Origin of the sequence: Saccharibacter sp. EH611 (assembly GCF_009834765.1) — a bacterium.
Taxonomy (GTDB): domain Bacteria; phylum Pseudomonadota; class Alphaproteobacteria; order Acetobacterales; family Acetobacteraceae; genus Saccharibacter.
Genome location: NZ_WVHP01000022.1, coordinates 133,102 through 152,880, shown reverse-complemented (window position 1 = coordinate 152,880; position 19,779 = coordinate 133,102). Strand labels below are relative to the sequence as shown.

The window sequence follows — 19,779 nt, the reverse complement described above, 5'->3', positions numbered from 1 at the left end:
ACGCCGCTCTTCAAGGCATCCCCTCACCGCTTGTTTGAACCATCATGATGATCTTCAAAATGCCCCAATAATACAGAAAAAGGATGCGTTTTTACCCTATCTCCGCCAAGAAGGGTCACAGATGCACGCGGGAATAATGGAAGGGGCCAAGGAATGACAAAATGGATCATGGTCTGGGGTATCGTCACCTGTCTTATATCACTTTTTTATACCCTCACTGGCCTAATCCCATTTCCCAGCAATCTCTTCTATGCTGCAGCTATTTCATTCGTCATGGTTCTGCTTTGCGTCATACTCGCAGCTCATAAGAAGAAAAAGAAAGCGCAACAAGACGCCATTTCTTCCCCAACCATTCCTCTTCAAAATGGCATGTTAAACTTGGCCAAAGAATCCAATGACAATAAGGTTATTCTAGAAAACGGTCTCGTTATCCAACCACCAAGCCTTTTTCTTCCCGAACCAGAAAAATTATATGCAACGCATGCACAACCAAGCCGCCTAGCGATCACCTACAAAGACGATGACGCCCCGACTAGGCGGATCACCTTTGTGATCCACCCTATTGAAGTCATCTATATCGTGCGTGAAAATAACCTGATTATCACTGAAATTAATGCCTTCAACGAAACTGAGAATGACACCGATACTTTTACGTACCGCGATATTCTCAGCGCAACGGATACACGCCATCATCAGCCCATCAATAATCTAGGCTTTATCCTTTTAGGGAAAGAATTTCGTCATGATCAAGCGAACACCCTGTCTTAAAAAACAGCGTCCCACAGAAGCTTTCCATTGAGCACCACGACAATGCCAACAATCACCCACGACACAACCATAAGAGGATGTGAGAGACGTAACGCCCCCATGATACGTTTATGAGACACAAAATAGACCAACGGAATCACCGCAAAAGGCAGCTGCATGGAAAGGACAATCTGACTGAAAACCAGCAAAGCTCCGACTTTGCTCTGTCCATAAAGCCCAACAATCACCACCACAGGCAACACGGCAAGGCCACGCGTCACCATACGCCGTGCCCAATAGGGAAGGCGCAGCTTTAAAAAGCCTTCCATCACAATTTGTCCGGCTAGCGTACCCGTCACCGTCGAATTCGTACCAGCTGCCAGCAGTGCCACCGCAAAAAGAGTAGAGGCCAGACCAAAGCCCAGAATAGGGGAAAGAAGCCGCCATGCATCGCTAATCTCTGCAACGTCATGATGCCCCGTTCGGTAAAAGGCCGCCGCCGCAACAATGAGGATAGCCGCATTCACAAACAAGGCTAAGGTGAGCGCAATCGTGCTATCCCATGTTGCCCAGCGTAGCGCGTCTTTCCGCCCCTCAAGCGTACGATCATAATTGCGGCTCTGCACGAGAGAAGAGTGCAAATATAAATTATGCGGCATCACCGTCGCACCCACGATGCCGATGGCGATATACAACATATCAGGCTGCGTCAGAAGCGTGGAAGAGGGCAGAAAACCTTGAAAAACCTCGCCAATATCTGGTGATGAGGCGACCATCTGTATCCCGAAGCACACGGCAATGATCCCCAGAAGGGTCATCACAAATGCTTCTAACCATCGGAAGCCATGCCGCATAAGAAGCAGCACTAAAAACACATCAAGAACGGAGATCGCCGTTCCCACCAAAATGGGGAAGCCAAATAGAAGCTGCAAAGCCACAGCCGTGCCGATAACCTCAGCAAGATCACAAGCAATAATCGCAACTTCACAGGTCAGCCACAAGGGGAGGCGCATCCATCCCGGTAACCAAGCCCGACATGCTTGAGCCAAGTCATGATCCGTCACGACACCCAGTCGAGCGGACAGCGCCTGCAATATCACGGCCATGATATTGGACAACAAAATAGCAAAGAGCAGCGTATAGCCAAACTCAGACCCACCTTGAAGGTCTGTCGCCCAATTGCCGGGGTCCATATACCCCACCGCCACCATATAACCCGGCCCAACAAAGGCCAGAAAACGCCGCAGCCAAAAAGCGGCTCGCCCCGGCACAGACACTAATCCTGCCGGATGCATGGAAGAAGACGGCTGAGCGTCAAGAAACGGTGGCGAATTTTGCTTCATAGACCAACAACTATAGGCGTAATTCTTTTTATTGCCCAAGAAGTTATTGCCTATAGACGACAATAAACGCTTAAGCGACAGCAAACCTGAGACAAGTGCCCCTTTATCCCGCTCTTTAAGAAAACACTCTTCATACGAACAAAAGAGTGAAGAGGCCATTTTTCACCTTTGATGACGACAGCCTACTCCACCCTTTTTTACTCTTTATGATGGTAGCGACATGTGACGCGCTAAACAGAAACGAACGATCGTGCCACACGTCACCACCATATTTACTGAGCGCCCCCTGTATGGAACAAAAGGGATGAACCAGCCCCCTACTACGTGTCTTTTAACACTTTATGGGTCACGCGTGGATCCACCCCACGAAGCATACCATTCCAGTATAGACGCGGGAAAATCTGCGTTTTTAGCAGCCACGCAAAACGACTGGGTTTACGCTGATCATATGGGAATGTTGGGGCAACCTTCCCATCATAAAGGAACTCGGCCAGCACAACACGCCCGTAGGACACGGTCAAAGGGCACGCCCCATATCCATCATACTGTTCTGTTAACGGACTACCGGAAAGAGAATTCAGCACATTCCCCGCCACAATCGGAGCCTGATCGCGCGCTGCTGCGGCTGTTTTTGCGTTACTCGTCCCCAACACATCACCAAGACCAAAAACCGTCGCATAACGTTTATGCTGCAATGTATGAGGATCGACATCCAACCAGCCATTGTCATTCGCTAACGGACTATTTTTAACGAACGCCGGCGCACTTTGTGGTGGAACAACATGTAACATGTCAAAAGACCGCACCACCGTTTCATCAGTGCCTACTTTCTGGAAAGTCGCTTCCTTCTTCTCTCCATCAACGGCGATAAGATTTTCCTTATAGTGGATATCTACCCCGTAATAATCCATCGTTTTTTGGAGAGATGGCACAAAATAAGGAACGCCAAACAACGCCCCACCCGCTAGGCAAAACTGCACATTAATATGATGAAGCACCCCCTCACGTCGCCAATAGTCTGACGATAGATAGACGGCCTTCTGTGGTGCACCCGCACATTTAATCGGCATCGGTGGTTGCGTAAAGATCGCTTTTCCCTGGCCTAAATGCCGGACGCACTCCCATGTATAGGCAGCACTATCGCGGTCATAATTCGAGGTGACACCATGGCGGCCTAATGTCTCTTTCAGGCCTTTTACGCTGTCCCAATCAAGCTGGATACCTGGGCAGACAATCAAACGTTGATACTCAACGACTTGGCCATTCTCCAGCATGACAGACTGCTCATCTGGTTGGAAGGACTGCACCGCCTCACGCAGCCATGTCACACCCTGAGGGATCAGTCCGCCTTCTTGGCGTAACGTCTGGGCGGATGTCATCACACCCGCCCCGACAAGAGTCCAACCCGGCTGATAGGCATGCGTTGCTGACGGATCAATCACCGCAATGGTAATATGCGGGTCTCGGCGTCGCAATCGGGCGGCAACAGAAATTCCTCCTGCACCACCACCAACAATCACAACCGTAAAACGTTCTACGGAATGTGCCTCTACCATACCGGCTTCTCCTCATATGTCTTTATTTAGGAAGCAGCTTCTTCTTCCTTAAACCAGACTTCGACCGGCCCTGACAGTTTCAGGGTCATGGGGCGTCCTTTACGATCCAACGTACGCCCCACGGCCACACGAATCCACCCTTCACTGAGGCAGTATTCCTCAACATTGGTGCGCTCTTCTCCTTTAAAGCGCACACCAATCCCGCGACGAAGCACCTCTTCGTTAAAATGAGGGCTATCGGGATAAATCGAGAGACGATCAGGAACCGTATCGCTCATAATTTTATGTCATCCTCTAATGGTTAAATATGTCTTCATGCTGGCAGACATTATATGGTCATAATTCCTACCTGCAAAACGCTGTTACGCGACCTCAACCATTGCTTCAACTTCTACAGGAGCATTAAGCGGCAAACTTGGCACCCCAACGGTAGACCGTGCGTGCGCACCCGCCTCCCCAAAAATAGCAACAGACAAGTCAGAGGCCCCGTTCATCACCGCAGCATGATCGGTAAAATCTGGTGTGCACGCCATAAACCCGCCTAACCGCACAACACGACGCACGCGGGAAAGGTCACCGTCCAGCGCCCCTTTAATCTGCGCAACAACATTCACTAAACAGGCGCGCGCAGCCTCAATCCCCTGTTCATTAGAAAGCTCTTTCCCCAATTTCCCGGTATAGAGAAGCTTTCCAGCCACAAGCGGCAACTGCCCAGAAACAACCAAAATCTGCCCTGTCTGCATCGTTGGGCGATAATTCGCTACCGGCGCTGCTGCCTTGGGAAGAGTGATGCCAAGTTCAGCAAGACGTTGTTCAACCGTTGCACTCATCGACGAGGCTCCTTTGTTTCAAAATCACGTCCCCCTACCCTGCTCTTCACGGACGGCCTTTGCCAAGCCTGACATTCTAATTTCTTATTAAACAGAAAAATGATCCTCACCCGCGAGCTCCCGACGACAGCGCTCAAGCTCGGCCGTATAACGACGGAGAGTGTATTGCTCACTAAGCTGCCCAACCACTTGGCGTGACTGGTGGTCTTCCACCACCACCAGTACATCCGCCTCCGCGTCAGCAAAAGCTTCAACGGCATCGCGTGCGCTCATCGTCGGGAGCAGCACGGCGTCCTTAAAATGAGCAAGCTGCCCAATCGGCTTGTCTGACGGTGGGGCTAAATGCAGCTCGGCAATCGAAACCATACCCTCATACCGCCCCTCCGAATCCATCACGATAATACGCTGCCCCGTCTCAAGCGGGTAAAGTGCTTGTGCCTGCGCAACAGTTGCAGAGACAGGGAGACTCCGCACCCGGTCACGCATCAGACGTTGAACTGTCAGCGAGCGCATCCAGCCCACATCCACGGCTGAACGAATCGTCTCCCCACGCAAATGGAAGCGCCATGTTGCAAAATTATACCCAAAGAGCCGCCGAACCGTCAGCAAAGACAGAACAGAAGCCAGCACAACACCACCCCCAATGGACGCATTATCGGTAATTTCGAGCATCATGCAGATAATCGTCATGGGGCCGCCAATGATAGCCACCGCCATCGCGCTCATCCCCAAAACAGCGCAAATGGCCAAACTATCCGGGGCCAACCCATAAGGGGCTAAAAGAGCCCCATAGCCTTCTCCAGCAAGGGCTCCAAGATAAAGCGACGCAAAAAACAATCCTCCACGGAAACCCGCCCCAATCGACAAGCATGAAGCCAATGCTTTCATCACGAACAGCAAGAGCGCAACCTGAGGCACGACCTCCCCGGCCAACACACGCCCCATCCCCGCATGGCCAGCCGACAGCACGGATGGATAAGGAGCGGCAATCAACGCGACAAGAGCGCCCCCCAAAACAGGGCGCCCCCATGCTGGCAATGGAAAGCGACGAAAAAAGGCTTCTGTCTGCGTCACACAATACATCATCGCAATAGCACTGAGGGCGCACGAAATACTCAGCACTGCCACACCCGTGCAATCATGCCACCCCATATGCCAATTCTCATGCAGGGCATTCGTCGCATGATGACCGTGGACTAAGTGAATGACCCCCACACCCACCACAGACGCCACCGCAACAGGGCACAAAGCTGCAATAGAATATGTGCCAATAATCAACTCAAAGGCGTAAAAAGCGCCAGCGATTGGGGCATCAAACGCCGCCCCAATGGCTCCTGCCGCACCCGCACCAACCAACATACGCAAATCTTCACGCCGCACACGAAAAGCCTGCCCAATACGCGACCCTAAAGCAGCAGAAATCTGCGTATAACCTGCTTCAAGACCGATCGACGCCCCTGCCCCATTGGACAGAATAGTTTGCATGACCAACAGTAAGCTTTCACGCACAGACATACGCCCACCATGCAGGGCATTCGCCTCCACCGGATCCACAGGCCGCCGGTTAAGCAAACGGCTCACCAAAAGACCAAACAACCCTACCACAAGGCCCCCACCACCGAGAGCCAACACACATCGCCATAATGGAAGAGAAGGCAATCCCGAAAGCCGACCGCCATTATGCAGACCATAAAGAACACTATGAGCAAGAAGAGTGATGTTTGTCACGATCAGGACGCAAAGGCCGCCCAGCGCCCCGACACATCCGGCAAGGATCGTCAGCCAGACCTCACTTTTGCGCACCAAAACACGCAAAGCAGGCGGCACATGCAACGCGACACGACGTCCCCAGCCTTCAGACAAGCGCCCCATCTCTCCCCTCCGGTTTATTGGCCCACATGGGCTGGGCGCCAGTTCTATCATAGAAAGAGGGGCTATTCTAAGACAGAGCAAAAACAGCGTTTTGTCGTCGCATTACCACCGCCCTCAGAGTTCAGGAGGGCATTCCCCGCCGCCTTACCAACTATACAACGTCTCTAACCCAAAATACCCAACATATACGAGCCATGATGCGTCATTGCCCTTCTGTGCACTTCCTCCGCTTGAGTAGAACAACACCCTCTTCCGCCGTGCACGGGTCAGCACCTGTCGCTGTTATCTCCGCACAACATGTTCATTGCACTAGTGCCATAAATATGTCGGGTGCGTTGGCACATATGTGCCTGCACCATTAGGACGACAGGCTATAATGCAGGGCCTTTATTCGATGGCTTCTACCGCACCCAAGCAAAGGAAGGCCCACTGAATGCCATTCCCTCACCCTACATAGAAGTGCCCAAGCCTCTCGTTCATCACAAACACGAGCTATCGGCTGTCACAACGCCTCTAACCGATCCCAAAGGCCCGGATACAATAAGAGTGGATGACAACCATGTGAGTATTACTGTTTCTCTATCGCCAATGGCCGGGTACGCGAGGACGTTATGCGTCACATGCTGACGGCGCAACACTACGCACCAACGCGCATCCCAATCCTAATCTCCTAAGTCGCCTTAATGGGCCTCAACACCCATCAAACAACAAGGCACAATCCAATCACCCCTAGCGAGCAGCCGCCTGTAGAGCCTGTGTGAGATCAGCTTTCAGATCATCGGGATGTTCTAACCCAATAGAGAGCCTTACATAACCGGGAGAAACACCTGTCGCACGCTGTTCTTCTTCCGACAATTGCGAATGCGTTGTTGAGGCCGGGTGAATGGCCAAGCTTCGTGCATCGCCAATATTAGCGACATGGTAAAAGAGCCGCAGCGCATCAATAAAGCGCTGCCCTGCTTCATACCCACCACGAAGCTCAATCCCGACAAGACCGCTAAAACCACGCGGGAGATATTTCTGAGCACGTTTAAGCGCATCCCCTTCTTGGAAAGTGGGGTAAATCACCCGCTCTACATCTTTTTGGCTCTGCAAGAACGCGGCGATGACTTGGGCATTCTCGCTATGGCGCGCCATACGCAAGGGAAGCGTTTCCACCCCTTGCAGAATTTGAAACGCATTAAAGGGCGACAATGCTGGCCCCATATCGCGCAAGATCACCGCCCGCGCCCGCAATGCATACGCAATCGGGCCCAGCGGTTTCGCGGCTTCCGTCCAGATAGCGCCATGATAGCTGGGGTCAGGCGTATTCAGCAACGGCTGGCGCTCTCCAGCTTTTTCCCAGTCGAAATTCCCACCATCAATGATCATGCCACCAATAGAGGTGCCATGTCCGCCAATATATTTCGTGGTGGAATACACAACAATCGCTGCGCCATAATCAAGCGGGCGCGCTAAGAGAGGTGCCGCTGTATTATCAACAATCAGAGGAATCCCATGACCCCGCCCAAGCGTTGCAATCTCCTCAATGGGGCACACAATCAGCTTAGGGTTCGGCAATGTTTCAATATACCAGCCCCGCGTCCGCTCATCGCTAGCTTTTAAAAACGCGTCAGGGTCAGAAGGATCGACAAACCGCACTTCAATACCCAGATTTTTGAGCGTATTGGCAAAGAGATTCCATGTCCCGCCATACAGATCTGTCCCACTGACGATATTATCGCCAGCTCGCGCAATATTCTGCACCGCCGTGGCCGAGGCAGCCTGCCCAGAGGCAACAGCCACGGCCGCAACACCGCCCTCAAGCGCTGCAAGACGCTGCTCCAGCACATCGGTGGTGGGATTGCCCAGCCGCGTATAGATTGTGCCCAGTTCTTTCAGCGCAAAGCGATTAGCTGCTTGCTCTGCATTGGCGAATTGATACGACGTGGTTTGATGGATGGGAGGCACGACAGAACCCGTTGTCGGATCCGCACGCCACCCACCATGAAGGGCCAGGGTTTCCGGATGAAGCGACGGTTCTGTCATAATCCATACTCCTCTAAGGGGCGAAAGCGTGCCTTACCAATCGTTACTATGGCCAAGCTGTTCTAAAATATCGCGCCGTAACGCAATCACATGCGGATCATCACGATGACGCTGTTCGGCAGAGAGATCAATAGGTCGGTCACTCACAATGCGTGCAGGACGAGGGCTAAACACCAGAACACGGGTCGCGAGCAACAATGCCTCTTCCACATCATGGGTGACCATGAGCGCGCTGAAACCTCGCTTTTGCCAAAAACGCCTGATCTCCCCTTGCATCGTCAAACGCGTTAGACTGTCGAGCTTACCCAGCGGCTCATCAAGGATCAGCATACGCGGGTTATTCACTAAGGCCCGCGCCAAAGCTACACGCTGCGCCATGCCACCAGAGAGCTGATGCGGCCATGATGACGCGTCTTTCTCCAATCCCACCAGCTGGAGCGCATCACGCACAATCTTCGGGTCGCGCTTTTTATGAATATCCAACCCTAACGTCACATTCTCTTCCACCGTGCGCCACGGATAAAGCGTGGGGTCTTGGAACATCACGATCCGATCAGGGCCGGGGCCGGTAATCTCTCGGCCATCTGCTTCAATCGTGCCTGATAAGGGCACCTCCAGCCCGGCGATCAGACGTAACAAGGTTGATTTCCCACAGCCTGAAGGGCCGAGAAGAGCGACAAACTCCCCCGGTGCCACATCAAAGCTGACATCATCCAACACGGGGCGCATCGCCCCTTGGGCCTCATACCCATGATTGAGATGATCAATATGCAGGCTCAGCGGTTTTAGAGCGGGCTGTGTCGCTGCTGTCTTTACCATTTCAGCCCATCCTTCTGCCATCTCAATACATAATCACGCAGCTTAAAGAGCAAGGTCATCAAACTTGTGCACATGAGTGCCATCACCAGCAACGCGGCATACATGTTCGGATAAGCGGCCCATCCTTGCGCCCATTGCATGTAAAAGCCCAAGCCAGATTTCACACCCAGCATTTCCGCCACAACAAGCATGGAAAAAGAAGCGCCCAGCCCCATAAAGAGCCCAACAAAAATTTGCGGCGTCGCAGCTGGCAAGGCGACACGCAGCACAAGAAAGCGATCTTTCGCGCCCATTGTGCGGGCCACATCATAATAGGCCGGATCCACCGCCGCGACACCCGACCATGTCAACACGGCGACCGGAAAACCAGCCGATAGCGCCATCAGGGCCTCGCCTGCTAAACGCGTGGACGGCATAATAACAAACGCCAGCGGCAACAGCGCAACAGGCGGCAAAGGCCCAATGACCCGCATAATGGGCCGCACCCAATAGCGAAACCGTAATGACCGCCCAAGCGCCATTCCCACAGCGATCCCCACACAGGCCCCTATGCCATAACCAATCAGGAGCAAGAGCAGAGAGTGCAGCAGGCTATCGCCAAGGCGCTTCCAGTCTGTCAGGAAGACATCGAGCAAATCTTGCGGCGTGCCAAAGAAGGGGCGTGGCAGAAGGAGGAATTTGGCCTGAACCACCTCCCATGCACCAAGGCCAAGCCCAAGAACCGCACTCCACGGCGCCCAATAACGAAGGCGCTTCAACGCTGCGAGGACGAGCAACACCACGCCACAGGCCAGAAAAAGTCCAGCTAGTAACGTCGTATCGGGAAAGTCATCGCCATCAGGAAGCCACCATGTCAGCAAGGCTGCCAAAGCCCAACAAGGGCCTGCCCCCCAACGCCATAGCAGCGCTTTAAAAGACGGTTGTTCCGCTTTTTGTGCTGACGTCACGCGACTCATCCCAGCAAATCCTGCGTCACACGATCTGCATAACGGCTTGTATTAAAGGACGGACGGAAAACCCCAATCCCCTTAAGGGCTTCAGCATAGCGGATCACCTCATCACGGAACGGCCCATCAATGACCTGATGATGATGGCCTTGCATCCGCAGCATCTGTGCGAGATCCGCTTGACTGACCTTCGGAGCAAAAGGTTGGAAGACAGCAGCCGCTTCCTCTGGGTGGCACGGGATCCAAGCCCCCGCTTCTAAAATCGCGCTCGCCACCGCTGCGGCAACATGGGGCTCTTCTTTCACCAGCTTTTCACGCAGCCCAATCACACAGCATGCATGGTTAGCCCACTCACCCGCCATATTGCTATCAAGATCGAAGAGATTGAACTGGCGACGCTGCAAATAAGCCACCGGATCATCATTGGCGATGGCCTGCACATCCCCTCGCTGCAACGCGATAGGCAGCAAATCAGATGGGAACTGACGCCATTGCACATCCTCTTCAGGGTCAACACCCGCCTCTTTCAAGCGAATAGCAAAGAAATTTCGATCCGGCCCACCAATATCAGCCACACCTACGGTCTTTCCCCTGAGGTCTGCTAGGTTTTTCACACCAGACTTCTGCGATGTCATGAGGTAAATGCACCCCGCATGAAGCCCTGCAACCAGCTTTACCGCAAAGCCCTGTTGCAAGGGTTTGAGCCAACGCAACGCCATCCCCGGCGCACCGTCCGCCTTCCCAGTCGATAACGTCTCAAGCAACTGATCAGTTGATCCCGCAAAATTTACGTAATCAACATCAAGGTTATATTTTTTGAAAAAGCCTTTTTCCTTCGCCACCGGAACAGCAGACGTGCAAATGGAATCCTCATTCCATGCGATCGTCAGCTTACGCGGCGCACCGGGGATAGGGGGCACCTTGCCGCTCCCGACCGCCTGACACTGCATTCCATCCTCACCCATCGCAGCAGCATGAAGCGCACGCCCCCCACTAAAGAAGGCCATTCCTCCTAGTGAGGACAACAACAGAGCGCGACGGGATACAGAAGCACGGTCAGACATACATCACCTTAAAATCTCATCACCAAGACAAACCATTGCCGCAGTGATCTCAATTCATAAACACCTACCACATTGTGATATTTATTCAATTATACTTTTCTTGATCGTTGTAAGTGTGTTGTTATTTATTCCGGTAAAGTCCTAATTTCTTTCTTTTTCGCCATTTAGGTTTCACCATACGCACCACTCTCGCCACAAAACCTGCATCGAGATAAACAACTTGACCAACATGTATAATATTTACATTTTTATCATAGAATTTTTTCTTAAGTAAAAAAGCATAAAGTAAACGCTCTGATAAAAAGCCATACACACGTTTTTGGTAAGAATCATATTCGGTTGTGTCAATAATACTTTCTGCTGAAAAAAGAACAGAAAACAAGAATGAACAATATTCATCTAAAACATCTCTTCTCATAACAAACAAATTGCCAAAAACACACTCTTTACTTTTCATAGCCATAATAACATAATCATAATAATCTTTATGTTTATTCTTTACAATAGAAATAACAACATCAATATCTTTTTTGTAATGGTGTTCACAGTAATGGTTATATACATTATCTGATGAAAAATCCTCTACATCCAACAAAGGAGGAAGAACAATAGAATGATCATAACAAATCTCTTCAATCCCTTTGGAAAAACAAGAAATTTTATCTATTTTTTTATCAAAGAAACTTATTTTATTAAAATAATCTCTTTCGAAAATAATGTACCTTCTATAATGATTTATACCTACATAATCATGATTCGTATTTTTCCATATCCAATATAAACCTGTAAGCTCACACCACTCTCTATTTTTAGAAGAAATATTATCTCCCGTATCATCACCAATAATACCATTAATGACTTTATGAGAAAGAGCACGACCGACCTGAATAGGTTCAAAATATTTATTTCTATAAATCGTACCGTCTTTATGATGACATACATAAATTTTAATATCCATTATACTATCCTTTTGAAAGCTTCTCATCATTGCAGAATCTATCTTATCTCAAAATATTTTAACAGATTTCCTCTTCTCCTAAAGTAAGAAGAGATGTCATGTTGTTAACATTCCACATTCTTCACAGTCCTAGGCCCTGTTGACAAAAATCTTTTCAAATTTCTTCACATATGATGCCCTCGCACTATGGGAAAGCAGTCACCTACTTCCTAGATAAGAAGCTCCACGAACATTTTGGGCCCACAATTTTCTTACCATAAGGTTTTCTATGAAGCTCGCGTCCATCATTCGCAACGATACTGGCAATGATCACGCACCAACCGTGGTGTTGCTCCATGGTGTTTTCGGGCGGGCCCGTAATTTAGGGATGCTCCAACGCGCTCTCAGCCCTTATTTCAATACCGTTGCACTTGATCTCCGCTCACACGGCAACAGCGAGCACGGACGATTGACCTATCCAGATATGGCTCATGATGTGCTCGAAACATTGGATCATCTCAATATTTCATCAGCAGATTTTGTTGGGCACTCAATGGGTGGCAAAGTCGCTATGACCATCGCGCTCCACGCCCCTCATCGCGTGCAACAACTTCTCGTAGCCGATATTGCACCAGCTCCGATGCATCATGGGCAAAATGCGCTCGTCCAAAAACTGGATGCGCTCACGCTGCCCGCCCTTGAAAATCGGGCAGCCATCCGCTCCTTTTTAGACCCGATTACCGAAAACCCCGCTGTGACGGAGCTGATTGGACAGAATATTAAGCCCGGCTCTCCTGCCCGTTGGCTCATCGGCCTGCATGAAATTGCCCAAAGCTTCCCCACGATTGAAAACTGGCCCAATACCCTGCCCAATGCGCGCTGGAGCGGCCCCACCCTCTTTATCCGTGGTGGAAAATCCCCTTACATTCAGCCCGAGCATCATGGGCTTATCCATCACCTCTTCCCACGGGCGCATATCCGCACCATTCCCAATACACACCACTGGCTTCATGCTGAAGATCCAGAAAGCTTTAACGCCATTATGCTGGATTTTTTACGTCACACAGACTGAAGCACTTGCCCCATAAAAAACCCCACCAATCCACCACATACCGTCTATTCTGTCCTGAGACACATTGAGGCTCTGTTATGTATATTGCGATGAATCGTTTCCGCGTTAAACCTGACTGCTCCGACGCTTTTGAGCAGCGTTGGCAAGACCGTGAGGTATTCCTCAACACGGTTCCGGGTTTCGTTAGCTTTCAACTGCTTCGTGGCCCCGAGCATGACGACCATACGCTCTACGCATCCCATACCATATGGGAATCGCATGATGCGTTCATTGCGTGGACACAGTCAGAACAATTTCGCCAAGCGCACCGTCATGCCGGTGAGGGCCCGGCCCTGACCTTAGGCCGCCCCGTTTTTGAGGGATTTAACGTGCTGCAAGAGCTCCGCGCTTAACCGTCATACAGCACCGTTTGAGAGAGGGGCACACGGATGCCTCCTCTCTCAGAACACACCATTATTTTAACCGTTCAGACAAGCTCATCGCGTGAGCATCTAACCCTTCCTCCCGAGCGAGGCGAGCACCAGCCGGGCCTACTTTTTTCAACCCTTCAAGGTCTGTCTCAATCGTCGTGGTCCGTTTCAGAAAGTCATACACCGAGAGGCCTGACGCAAAACGCGCTGTGCGGCTCGTTGGCAGAACATGGTTCGGCCCACCGACATAATCCCCCACCGCTTCTGGACAGAAACGGCCCATGAAGATCGCCCCTGCGTGACGCACCTTGGCACTAAACGCACGTGGGTTTTCAACCATCACTTCAAGATGCTCCGGGGCAAAGAGATTCACGATCTCCGCTGCCTCATCATCATTCTGAACCGTGATAATAGCCCCACAATCACGCCAGCTCTTTCGTGCAATCTCCGCACGCGGGAGCGTCTCTAGCTCACGTTCAACCGCAACGCTGACAGCCTCAGCAAAGGCTGGATCTTGGGTAATCAACACAGACTGCGCTTGCTCGTCATGCTCCGCTTGTGCCAGCAGATCAATCGCCACCAGACGTGGGTCATTCGCACCATCAGCCACGACCACGACTTCTGAAGGGCCAGCGATGCTATCAATGCCAACATGACCAAAGACCTGCCGCTTCGCTTCCGCCACAAACGCATTACCCGGCCCAACGATACGATCCACTGGTGCAATGCGCTGCGTCCCAAAGGCGAAAGCGCCAACAGCCTGTGCCCCACCAACACGGTAAATCTCATCAACCCCGCACAGTTTAGCCGCTGCCATCACAAGCGGATTAATAACACCATCAGGCGTTGGCACACACATCGCCAAACGACTCACTCCTGCCACCCGTGCCGGAAGCGCGTTCATCAACACAGAGGACGGATAGGCCGCTTTACCACCGGGCACATAAAGCCCTACAGCATCCAACGATGTCCAGCGCATCCCCAAACGCAGGCCATCTTCATCCGTATAATCAATATCTTTGGGTAGCTGTGCTTCGTGAAAAGAACGGATACGCTTGGCAGCCAGGGCGAGCGCCTCATGCGTTTCAGGCGAGACTTTCGCCGCGGCTTCATCCACCTCTGCTGCGCTTAACCGCAGCTTATCAGCGGGAAGGGCAAGACGGTCAAAACGCTCTGTATACTCACAAAGAGCCTCATCTCCACGCTCGCGAATATCGGCCAAAATAGCCCGCACCGGCTCCACAACAGACCCGCTTTGTTGGCCACGTTCAGCTAAAACCGCTTTAAGACTTTCCGAAAAATCAGGGGATTGTGTGTCCAAACGTCTCATGAAGCTGTCCCTCCCGACTGAGCAAGCTGCGGCAACGCCAGACGGAATTGCTCAATCAAACCATTAATCTCTTCTGGGCGCGTTTTGAGAGCAACGCGATTGACAATTAAGCGGCTTGTGACTTGGGCGATAACATCCACCTCTTCAAGCCCATTAGCCCGCAATGTTGACCCAGTATCAACCAAGTCCACGATAACATCCGCCATATCCAGCGCCGGAGCCAGTTCCATCGCTCCATGAAGATGAACGATCTCGGCATTCACCGCACGAGACGCAAAATAGCGTCGGGCAATGGCAGGATATTTGGTCGCCACGCGCAAACGCGACCGCCCCTCTGGCATCACCTCGCCGCCCCCTTTAAGCCGGGCGACAGAAATGCGGCACCCGCCAATCCCCAGATCAAGCGGTGCATAGAGGTCTGGATAATCGAACTCCATCAGGACATCCGCCCCGCACACGCCGATATCCGCCCCACCATAGGCCACAAATGTCGCGACATCGAACGAACGCACCCGCACCACATCGAGAGACGGTTGCGACGTCGGGAAGCGCAAGCGGCGGCTGCTTTCGTCCAAACAATCCGGGGCGGGCTCAAAGCCTGTATGCTCTAAAACAGGGCGCAGCGCTTTGAGAATACGCCCTTTAGGGAGGGCAAGAATGAGCGGTGAGCTCTGCGGGTCTGTCATGAAAGGCTCCTGATCGGCACGCACGGTAAGAATCTCATTGTCTCTATCTCTACCACGTCCCAGCAGGCTGGAAAGCCCCACAAACACAGCATCACCATTAAAGCGCGTTTAATCTTTTAACAAACGCTGCTTTTAAGACAGTAGTGGTTTTAAAGACGCAGCAATATCCATACGCCTCGGGCTAGCAAGACGCGCCGCCTTTAACACAGCCTCAGCCTCATCAACGGCCGTCTCTAACGTCTCATTCACCAGCGCATACTCAAACTCCTCCCAATGCGACATTTCGCTGAGAGACGCCTTCATCCGTTTGGCAATTTCATCATCACTATCAGAGGCCCGGCCCCGTAACCGACGTTCCAGCTCTTCAAGAGACGGAGGCAACACAAAAAGCCCCACCACATCGTCAGGCAGAGCTTTCTTCATCAAACGATAGCCCTGCCAGTCAATATCCAACACAATATTGCGCCCTTCTGCGAGGGCCGCTTCCACCGGGGCGCGTGGGGTTCCATACCCCCGACCGAACACTTCCGCCCATTCGAGAAGCTCCCCTTGTTGGGCCATCTCGCGGAATTGTTCCATCGTGCGGAAGTAATAATGCTGCCCCTCTATTTCACCGGGACGAGGCGCACGGGTCGTGACAGACACAGATGTAAAAAGATGCGGGTCACGCTGGCGCAACGCCTGAGCAATGGTCGATTTCCCTGCTCCCGATGGCGCTGAAATGACCAAACAAACCCCACGGCGCGCTTGTTGTTGCATGACCTCTCTTCCTTCCCAATGGCCTTATGATGCGCCCTTCCTAAAGGATGACTCTTTTTCTGGCCAGAAAACATCTTCACAATGCTGTGTTTATCGCGTGACTTTTACGCTCTGCGCCCCCATAATTTTGTAATATCGGCTTTACAGCGAGGAGGTTCCTCTGCTTCCTCCAAAAGTTGGTCTAACCCTGTCATAAAGGAGACATCTCATGGCTTGGAACACACCAAAAGTGACAGAGATCCCATTGGGCGCTGAAATCAACTCTTATGTGTGCGGTGAAAAGAAGTAACTCTTCCATCACCTAAAAACAGGGAAGCGGTCTTATCCTCTTCCCTGTTTTCTTATGCCATGATCAACGCCAGAAAGGGCCCTCATGCTGGATGTCATTGTCCTTGGTGCTGGAGCGGGGGGCGGTTTCCCCCAATGGAATTCAGCAGCCCCTGCCTGTCTTAAAGCGCGCTCAGGCCACGGTGCCAAGCCGCGCACGCAAGCCTCGTTGGCTATTAGTGGCGACAACACGCATTGGTTTCTCCTCAATGCCTCGCCTGATCTCCGCCAGCAGATTTTGACAACCCCCGCCCTCCAGCATCACGGCTCCCCACGTGGAACGCCCATCCAAGGCGTGATCCTCACAGGGGCAGAGATTGATACGACCGTAGGCTTGTTCACGATGCGTGAGCGTGAACCCTTCACTCTCTATGCAAGCCGCTCCTCTCTCGCCCAGCTTGACGCTAACCCGATGTTTGAGGCGTTAGACCGCGAGATTGTCACACGCTCCCCCCTTCCTCTCCATCACGTCTTTTCCCTCCCGCTTAAAGATGGCCAACCATCAGGCTTAACGCTGGAAGCATTCCCCGTTCCCGGCAAAGCGCCGCTCTACGCGGAAAAGGACGGCACGAAGGAAGATGATAGCCTTGGTCTTTCCATCAGCGACGGGCAGCGCACCCTCCTTTACATCCCCGGATGCGCGTCAATCACGCCTGAGCTGTTGGAACGCGCTCAAGCCGCAGATCTTCTCTTTTTCGACGGCACACTCTGGGACGATGATGAAATGATCCGCGCAGGACTAAGCCCCAAAACGGGCCATCGCATGGGCCATGTCTCTGTCAATGGAGATGACGGGCCATTGAAGCATTTTGCCGCATGCTCAAAGCCCCGCAAAATGTTCATCCATATCAACAACTCGAATCCCATCTTGCTCGAAGACAGCCCCGAACGCCATGCCGTTGAAAAAGCGGGCTGGACTGTTGCCGAAGATGGCATGACATTTCAGCTGGAGGCCTTATGAGCACCCTACTTTCTCCCGACGCCCTAGAAGCCCGCTTACGCGAGATTGGCGCTGAGCGCTATCATCGTAACCATCCGCTCCATAAAGCCATGTACGCCGGCGAGCTTACCAAAGGCCAGCTCCAAGCATGGGCGCTGAACCGCTATTACTATCAAGCACAGATCCCCATTAAGGACGCGACCCTCCTCGCCCGCCTGCCGACAACCGAACTCCGCCGTGAATGGCGCCGCCGTATTGAAGACCATGACGGCACAGAACCCGGAACAGGCGGCATTGCGCGCTGGCTTAAACTGACGGAAGGATTAGGGCTAGACACCCCCTACGTAGAAAGCCTACGCGGCCTTCTCCCGGCCACACGCTTTACCGTGGATGCTTATGTGGCTTATGTGCGGGATCGCTCCATTCTGGCCGCCATTGCCTCGTCTTTAACAGAGCTCTTTTCCCCCACCATTATTGGGGAGCGTATGGAAGGGATGCTGCGCAATTATTCGTTCATCTCTGAGGATACGATGGCCTATTTTGCACCGCGTCTCACCCAAGCCCCGCGGGATTCGACCTTTGCGCTGAACTACGTGAAAGAACACGCACGCACAGTCGAGCAGCAGCAGGAGGTTATTGACGCTCTCGAATTTAAATGCTCCGTCTTGTGGACACTTCTAGATGCTCTCGATTATGCCTATGTTGAGGGCCACACCCCACCTGGCGCCTTTATTCCAACAACACCATGAGTTCTGTCACCCTGTCCTCCGTCCCCCGTTTCACACGGGGGTATCGCCTGCAACATGACACAGTCCGTCAGCAATGGATCATCCAAGCCCCTGAGCGTGCCCTCATTGCAGACCCCATTGCGGCGGCGATCTTACGCCATGTTGATAATACTCGTTCCGTTGACGTCATTGTGGACGAACTCTGTCAGAGTTTTGATGCTTCACGTGAAACAATTACACATGATGTCCTCACCCTCCTCTCTGAGCTCGTAGAGAAAGGGATCCTTCGTCTGTGACCACGCCCATTACACCGCCACCAATGAGCCTCCTCGCTGAGCTCACCCATCGCTGCCCGCTCGCCTGCCCATACTGCTCCAACCCTGTCGAGCTAGAGCGCAAAGACCAAGAGCTGACCACACAAGAATGGAAGCGCGTTTTTGACCAAGCGGCTGAGATGGGGGTCTTGCAAGTTCACTTTTCAGGCGGCGAACCCATGGCGCGTCCTGACCTGATGGAACTCATCGCCTATGCGCGTCAGCTGAACCTCTATACCAACCTCATCACCTCAGGCGTGATGATCAATGACAAGACCATGAAGGCTCTTGATGTGTCTGGTCTTGATCATATTCAGCTTTCTTTCCAAGATGTTGACGTGGATGAAGCTGACCGTCTCAGCGGGTATAAAAATGTTCAGCCACGCAAGCTCAAAGCTGCGCATCTCATTAAAAACGCCGAAATTCCATTGACGCTCAATTTTGTCTTACAAAAGAACAATATTGACCGCATGCCCGAGATGTTCGCGCTTGCCCGCCATTTAGGCGCACAACGCATTGAAATGGCCCATACGCAATATTACGGTTGGGCTCTCAAAAATCGCCTTGCGCTTCTCCCCACCCCGCAACAGCTAGAACGTGCCAATGCGTATGTTGCAACAGAGAGCGACAAAGGCGGCCTCACCATTGATTACGTCACACCCGATTATTACGCTGATCGCCCGAAACCTTGCATGGGAGGATGGGGACAACGTTTCGTCAATATCGCCCCTTCCGGGCGCGTCCTCCCCTGTCATGCCGCTGAGACCATTCCAGACATGACGTTCGACACAGTTCGAGAGCGCTCTTTGCACGATATCTGGTTCCATGGTGAGAGCTTTAACCGCTTTCGTGGAACCGACTGGATGCCAGAGCCATGCGCATCATGTGACCATAAGAAAACCGATTGGGGCGGATGCCGCTGCCAAGCGCTCGCTCTTACTGGACGTGCCGAAACCACTGACCCTATCTGTAGCCTCTCTTCTCTTCGGCATCTCGTCGATACAGCAATTAACGAAGCGCATGCTTCTACGCAGTATGATTTTCAGTACCGACGCTAACATTATACCGGA

The 19,779-nt window shown here is 52.2% G+C and carries 21 protein-coding genes; 8 read left to right on the top strand and 13 right to left on the bottom strand.

Features of this window, described 5'->3' with window-relative positions:
- Positions 1 to 153 precede the first annotated feature (153 nt).
- A complete protein-coding gene (locus tag GS535_RS07930; protein ID WP_160791856.1) occupies positions 154 to 768 on the top strand; it encodes a hypothetical protein in 615 nt (204 codons plus the stop codon).
- Here GS535_RS07930 and GS535_RS07925 read toward each other — a convergent pair.
- The 10 genes from GS535_RS07925 to GS535_RS07880 form a co-directional block, all read right to left on the bottom strand.
- Positions 765 to 2,090, bottom strand: coding sequence for an Nramp family divalent metal transporter (locus GS535_RS07925; protein WP_370518153.1), 1,326 nt, complete (start codon positions 2,088 to 2,090; stop codon positions 765 to 767). The genes GS535_RS07930 and GS535_RS07925 overlap by 4 nt on opposite strands.
- 320 nt (positions 2,091 to 2,410) lie before the next feature.
- The gene (locus tag GS535_RS07920) at positions 2,411 to 3,646 is read right to left on the bottom strand and encodes an FAD/NAD(P)-binding oxidoreductase (RefSeq protein WP_160791854.1); all 1,236 of its coding nucleotides are present in this window, start codon (positions 3,644 to 3,646) and stop codon (positions 2,411 to 2,413) included.
- A gap of 26 nt (positions 3,647 to 3,672) precedes the next feature.
- Complete coding sequence (locus tag GS535_RS07915) at positions 3,673 to 3,924, bottom strand: DUF3297 family protein (protein ID WP_160791853.1); 252 nt, start codon at positions 3,922 to 3,924, stop codon at positions 3,673 to 3,675.
- 84 nt (positions 3,925 to 4,008) lie between these two features.
- Positions 4,009 to 4,476, bottom strand: a complete 468-nt coding sequence (locus GS535_RS07910; protein ID WP_160791852.1) for a RidA family protein — start codon at positions 4,474 to 4,476, stop codon at positions 4,009 to 4,011.
- A gap of 87 nt (positions 4,477 to 4,563) precedes the next feature.
- Positions 4,564 to 6,348, bottom strand: coding sequence for a chloride channel protein (locus tag GS535_RS07905; protein WP_160791851.1), 1,785 nt, complete (start codon positions 6,346 to 6,348; stop codon positions 4,564 to 4,566).
- Positions 6,349 to 7,077: 729 nt separating this feature from the next.
- Complete coding sequence (locus GS535_RS07900; protein ID WP_160791850.1) at positions 7,078 to 8,376, bottom strand: O-acetylhomoserine aminocarboxypropyltransferase/cysteine synthase family protein; 1,299 nt, start codon at positions 8,374 to 8,376, stop codon at positions 7,078 to 7,080.
- Between the two features lie 33 nt (positions 8,377 to 8,409).
- Entirely contained in the window at positions 8,410 to 9,195 is a 786-nt protein-coding gene (locus GS535_RS07895) for an ABC transporter ATP-binding protein (protein ID WP_160791849.1), read from the bottom strand.
- On the bottom strand, positions 9,189 to 10,151 hold the full coding sequence (locus GS535_RS07890; protein ID WP_160791848.1) for an ABC transporter permease: 963 nt from the start codon (positions 10,149 to 10,151) through the stop codon (positions 9,189 to 9,191). The genes GS535_RS07895 and GS535_RS07890 overlap by 7 nt, the downstream gene beginning before the upstream one ends.
- The gene (locus tag GS535_RS07885; protein WP_160791847.1) at positions 10,148 to 11,206 is read right to left on the bottom strand and encodes an ABC transporter substrate-binding protein; all 1,059 of its coding nucleotides are present in this window, start codon (positions 11,204 to 11,206) and stop codon (positions 10,148 to 10,150) included. The genes GS535_RS07890 and GS535_RS07885 overlap by 4 nt, the downstream gene beginning before the upstream one ends.
- 121 nt (positions 11,207 to 11,327) lie before the next feature.
- The gene (locus GS535_RS07880; RefSeq protein ID WP_160791846.1) at positions 11,328 to 12,164 is read right to left on the bottom strand and encodes a DUF4422 domain-containing protein; all 837 of its coding nucleotides are present in this window, start codon (positions 12,162 to 12,164) and stop codon (positions 11,328 to 11,330) included.
- Positions 12,165 to 12,432: 268 nt separating this feature from the next.
- On the opposite strand from GS535_RS07880, the gene GS535_RS07875 reads away from it, so the two are divergent.
- Both GS535_RS07875 and GS535_RS07870 read left to right on the top strand, forming a co-directional pair.
- Complete coding sequence (locus tag GS535_RS07875) at positions 12,433 to 13,215, top strand: alpha/beta fold hydrolase (RefSeq protein WP_160791845.1); 783 nt, start codon at positions 12,433 to 12,435, stop codon at positions 13,213 to 13,215.
- Positions 13,216 to 13,292: 77 nt separating this feature from the next.
- Positions 13,293 to 13,607, top strand: a complete 315-nt coding sequence (locus GS535_RS07870; RefSeq protein WP_160791844.1) for an antibiotic biosynthesis monooxygenase — start codon at positions 13,293 to 13,295, stop codon at positions 13,605 to 13,607.
- A gap of 61 nt (positions 13,608 to 13,668) precedes the next feature.
- Here the strand turns inward: GS535_RS07870 and hisD are convergent, their stop codons facing one another.
- From hisD to gmk, 3 genes are all read right to left on the bottom strand, one after another.
- Positions 13,669 to 14,955, bottom strand: coding sequence for a histidinol dehydrogenase (gene hisD / locus GS535_RS07865; RefSeq protein WP_160791843.1), 1,287 nt, complete (start codon positions 14,953 to 14,955; stop codon positions 13,669 to 13,671).
- Entirely contained in the window at positions 14,952 to 15,641 is a 690-nt protein-coding gene (gene hisG, locus GS535_RS07860; protein ID WP_160791842.1) for an ATP phosphoribosyltransferase, read from the bottom strand. The genes hisD and hisG overlap by 4 nt, the downstream gene beginning before the upstream one ends.
- A gap of 132 nt (positions 15,642 to 15,773) precedes the next feature.
- Positions 15,774 to 16,400 carry a guanylate kinase gene (gene gmk / locus GS535_RS07855; protein WP_160791841.1) on the bottom strand — a complete coding sequence of 209 codons (627 nt, stop codon included), beginning with the start codon at positions 16,398 to 16,400 and terminating at the stop codon, positions 15,774 to 15,776.
- A 208-nt stretch (positions 16,401 to 16,608) separates the two neighbouring features.
- Here gmk and pqqA point away from each other — a divergent pair, with 208 nt between their 5' ends.
- The 5 genes from pqqA to pqqE all read left to right on the top strand — a co-directional run bounded on the left by pqqA (position 16,609) and on the right by pqqE (position 19,767).
- A complete protein-coding gene (gene pqqA, locus GS535_RS07850; protein ID WP_010502998.1) occupies positions 16,609 to 16,689 on the top strand; it encodes a pyrroloquinoline quinone precursor peptide PqqA in 81 nt (26 codons plus the stop codon).
- An 84-nt stretch (positions 16,690 to 16,773) separates the two neighbouring features.
- Positions 16,774 to 17,688, top strand: coding sequence for a pyrroloquinoline quinone biosynthesis protein PqqB (pqqB, locus tag GS535_RS07845; RefSeq protein ID WP_160791840.1), 915 nt, complete (start codon positions 16,774 to 16,776; stop codon positions 17,686 to 17,688).
- Positions 17,685 to 18,416, top strand: coding sequence for a pyrroloquinoline-quinone synthase PqqC (gene pqqC / locus GS535_RS07840; protein WP_160791839.1), 732 nt, complete (start codon positions 17,685 to 17,687; stop codon positions 18,414 to 18,416). The genes pqqB and pqqC overlap by 4 nt, the downstream gene beginning before the upstream one ends.
- A complete protein-coding gene (pqqD, locus tag GS535_RS07835; protein ID WP_160791838.1) occupies positions 18,413 to 18,691 on the top strand; it encodes a pyrroloquinoline quinone biosynthesis peptide chaperone PqqD in 279 nt (92 codons plus the stop codon). Before pqqC ends, pqqD begins: the two co-directional genes overlap by 4 nt.
- Before the next feature lie 23 nt (positions 18,692 to 18,714).
- Entirely contained in the window at positions 18,715 to 19,767 is a 1,053-nt protein-coding gene (gene pqqE, locus GS535_RS07830; RefSeq protein ID WP_202401595.1) for a pyrroloquinoline quinone biosynthesis protein PqqE, read from the top strand.
- The last annotated feature ends 12 nt before the right edge of the window (positions 19,768 to 19,779 follow it).

Excerpts from the sequence above, each read along its gene's own strand:
- GS535_RS07930 (WP_160791856.1), top strand. The coding sequence starts at position 154 with ATGACAAAATGGATCATGGTCTGGGGTATCGTCACCTGTCTTATATCA.
- GS535_RS07925 (WP_370518153.1), bottom strand. The coding sequence starts at position 2,090 with ATGAAGCAAAATTCGCCACCGTTTCTTGACGCTCAGCCGTCTTCTTCC.
- GS535_RS07920 (WP_160791854.1), bottom strand. The coding sequence starts at position 3,646 with ATGGTAGAGGCACATTCCGTAGAACGTTTTACGGTTGTGATTGTTGGT.
- GS535_RS07915 (WP_160791853.1), bottom strand. The coding sequence starts at position 3,924 with ATGAGCGATACGGTTCCTGATCGTCTCTCGATTTATCCCGATAGCCCT.
- GS535_RS07910 (WP_160791852.1), bottom strand. The coding sequence starts at position 4,476 with ATGAGTGCAACGGTTGAACAACGTCTTGCTGAACTTGGCATCACTCTT.
- GS535_RS07905 (WP_160791851.1), bottom strand. The coding sequence starts at position 6,348 with ATGGGGCGCTTGTCTGAAGGCTGGGGACGTCGTGTCGCGTTGCATGTG.
- GS535_RS07900 (WP_160791850.1), bottom strand. The coding sequence starts at position 8,376 with ATGACAGAACCGTCGCTTCATCCGGAAACCCTGGCCCTTCATGGTGGG.
- GS535_RS07895 (WP_160791849.1), bottom strand. The coding sequence starts at position 9,195 with ATGGTAAAGACAGCAGCGACACAGCCCGCTCTAAAACCGCTGAGCCTG.
- GS535_RS07890 (WP_160791848.1), bottom strand. The coding sequence starts at position 10,151 with ATGAGTCGCGTGACGTCAGCACAAAAAGCGGAACAACCGTCTTTTAAA.
- GS535_RS07885 (WP_160791847.1), bottom strand. The coding sequence starts at position 11,206 with ATGTCTGACCGTGCTTCTGTATCCCGTCGCGCTCTGTTGTTGTCCTCA.
- GS535_RS07880 (WP_160791846.1), bottom strand. The coding sequence starts at position 12,164 with ATGGATATTAAAATTTATGTATGTCATCATAAAGACGGTACGATTTAT.
- GS535_RS07875 (WP_160791845.1), top strand. The coding sequence starts at position 12,433 with ATGAAGCTCGCGTCCATCATTCGCAACGATACTGGCAATGATCACGCA.
- GS535_RS07870 (WP_160791844.1), top strand. The coding sequence starts at position 13,293 with ATGTATATTGCGATGAATCGTTTCCGCGTTAAACCTGACTGCTCCGAC.
- hisD (WP_160791843.1), bottom strand. The coding sequence starts at position 14,955 with ATGAGACGTTTGGACACACAATCCCCTGATTTTTCGGAAAGTCTTAAA.
- hisG (WP_160791842.1), bottom strand. The coding sequence starts at position 15,641 with ATGACAGACCCGCAGAGCTCACCGCTCATTCTTGCCCTCCCTAAAGGG.
- gmk (WP_160791841.1), bottom strand. The coding sequence starts at position 16,400 with ATGCAACAACAAGCGCGCCGTGGGGTTTGTTTGGTCATTTCAGCGCCA.
- pqqA (WP_010502998.1), top strand. The coding sequence starts at position 16,609 with ATGGCTTGGAACACACCAAAAGTGACAGAGATCCCATTGGGCGCTGAA.
- pqqB (WP_160791840.1), top strand. The coding sequence starts at position 16,774 with ATGCTGGATGTCATTGTCCTTGGTGCTGGAGCGGGGGGCGGTTTCCCC.
- pqqC (WP_160791839.1), top strand. The coding sequence starts at position 17,685 with ATGAGCACCCTACTTTCTCCCGACGCCCTAGAAGCCCGCTTACGCGAG.
- pqqD (WP_160791838.1), top strand. The coding sequence starts at position 18,413 with ATGAGTTCTGTCACCCTGTCCTCCGTCCCCCGTTTCACACGGGGGTAT.
- pqqE (WP_202401595.1), top strand. The coding sequence starts at position 18,715 with ATGAGCCTCCTCGCTGAGCTCACCCATCGCTGCCCGCTCGCCTGCCCA.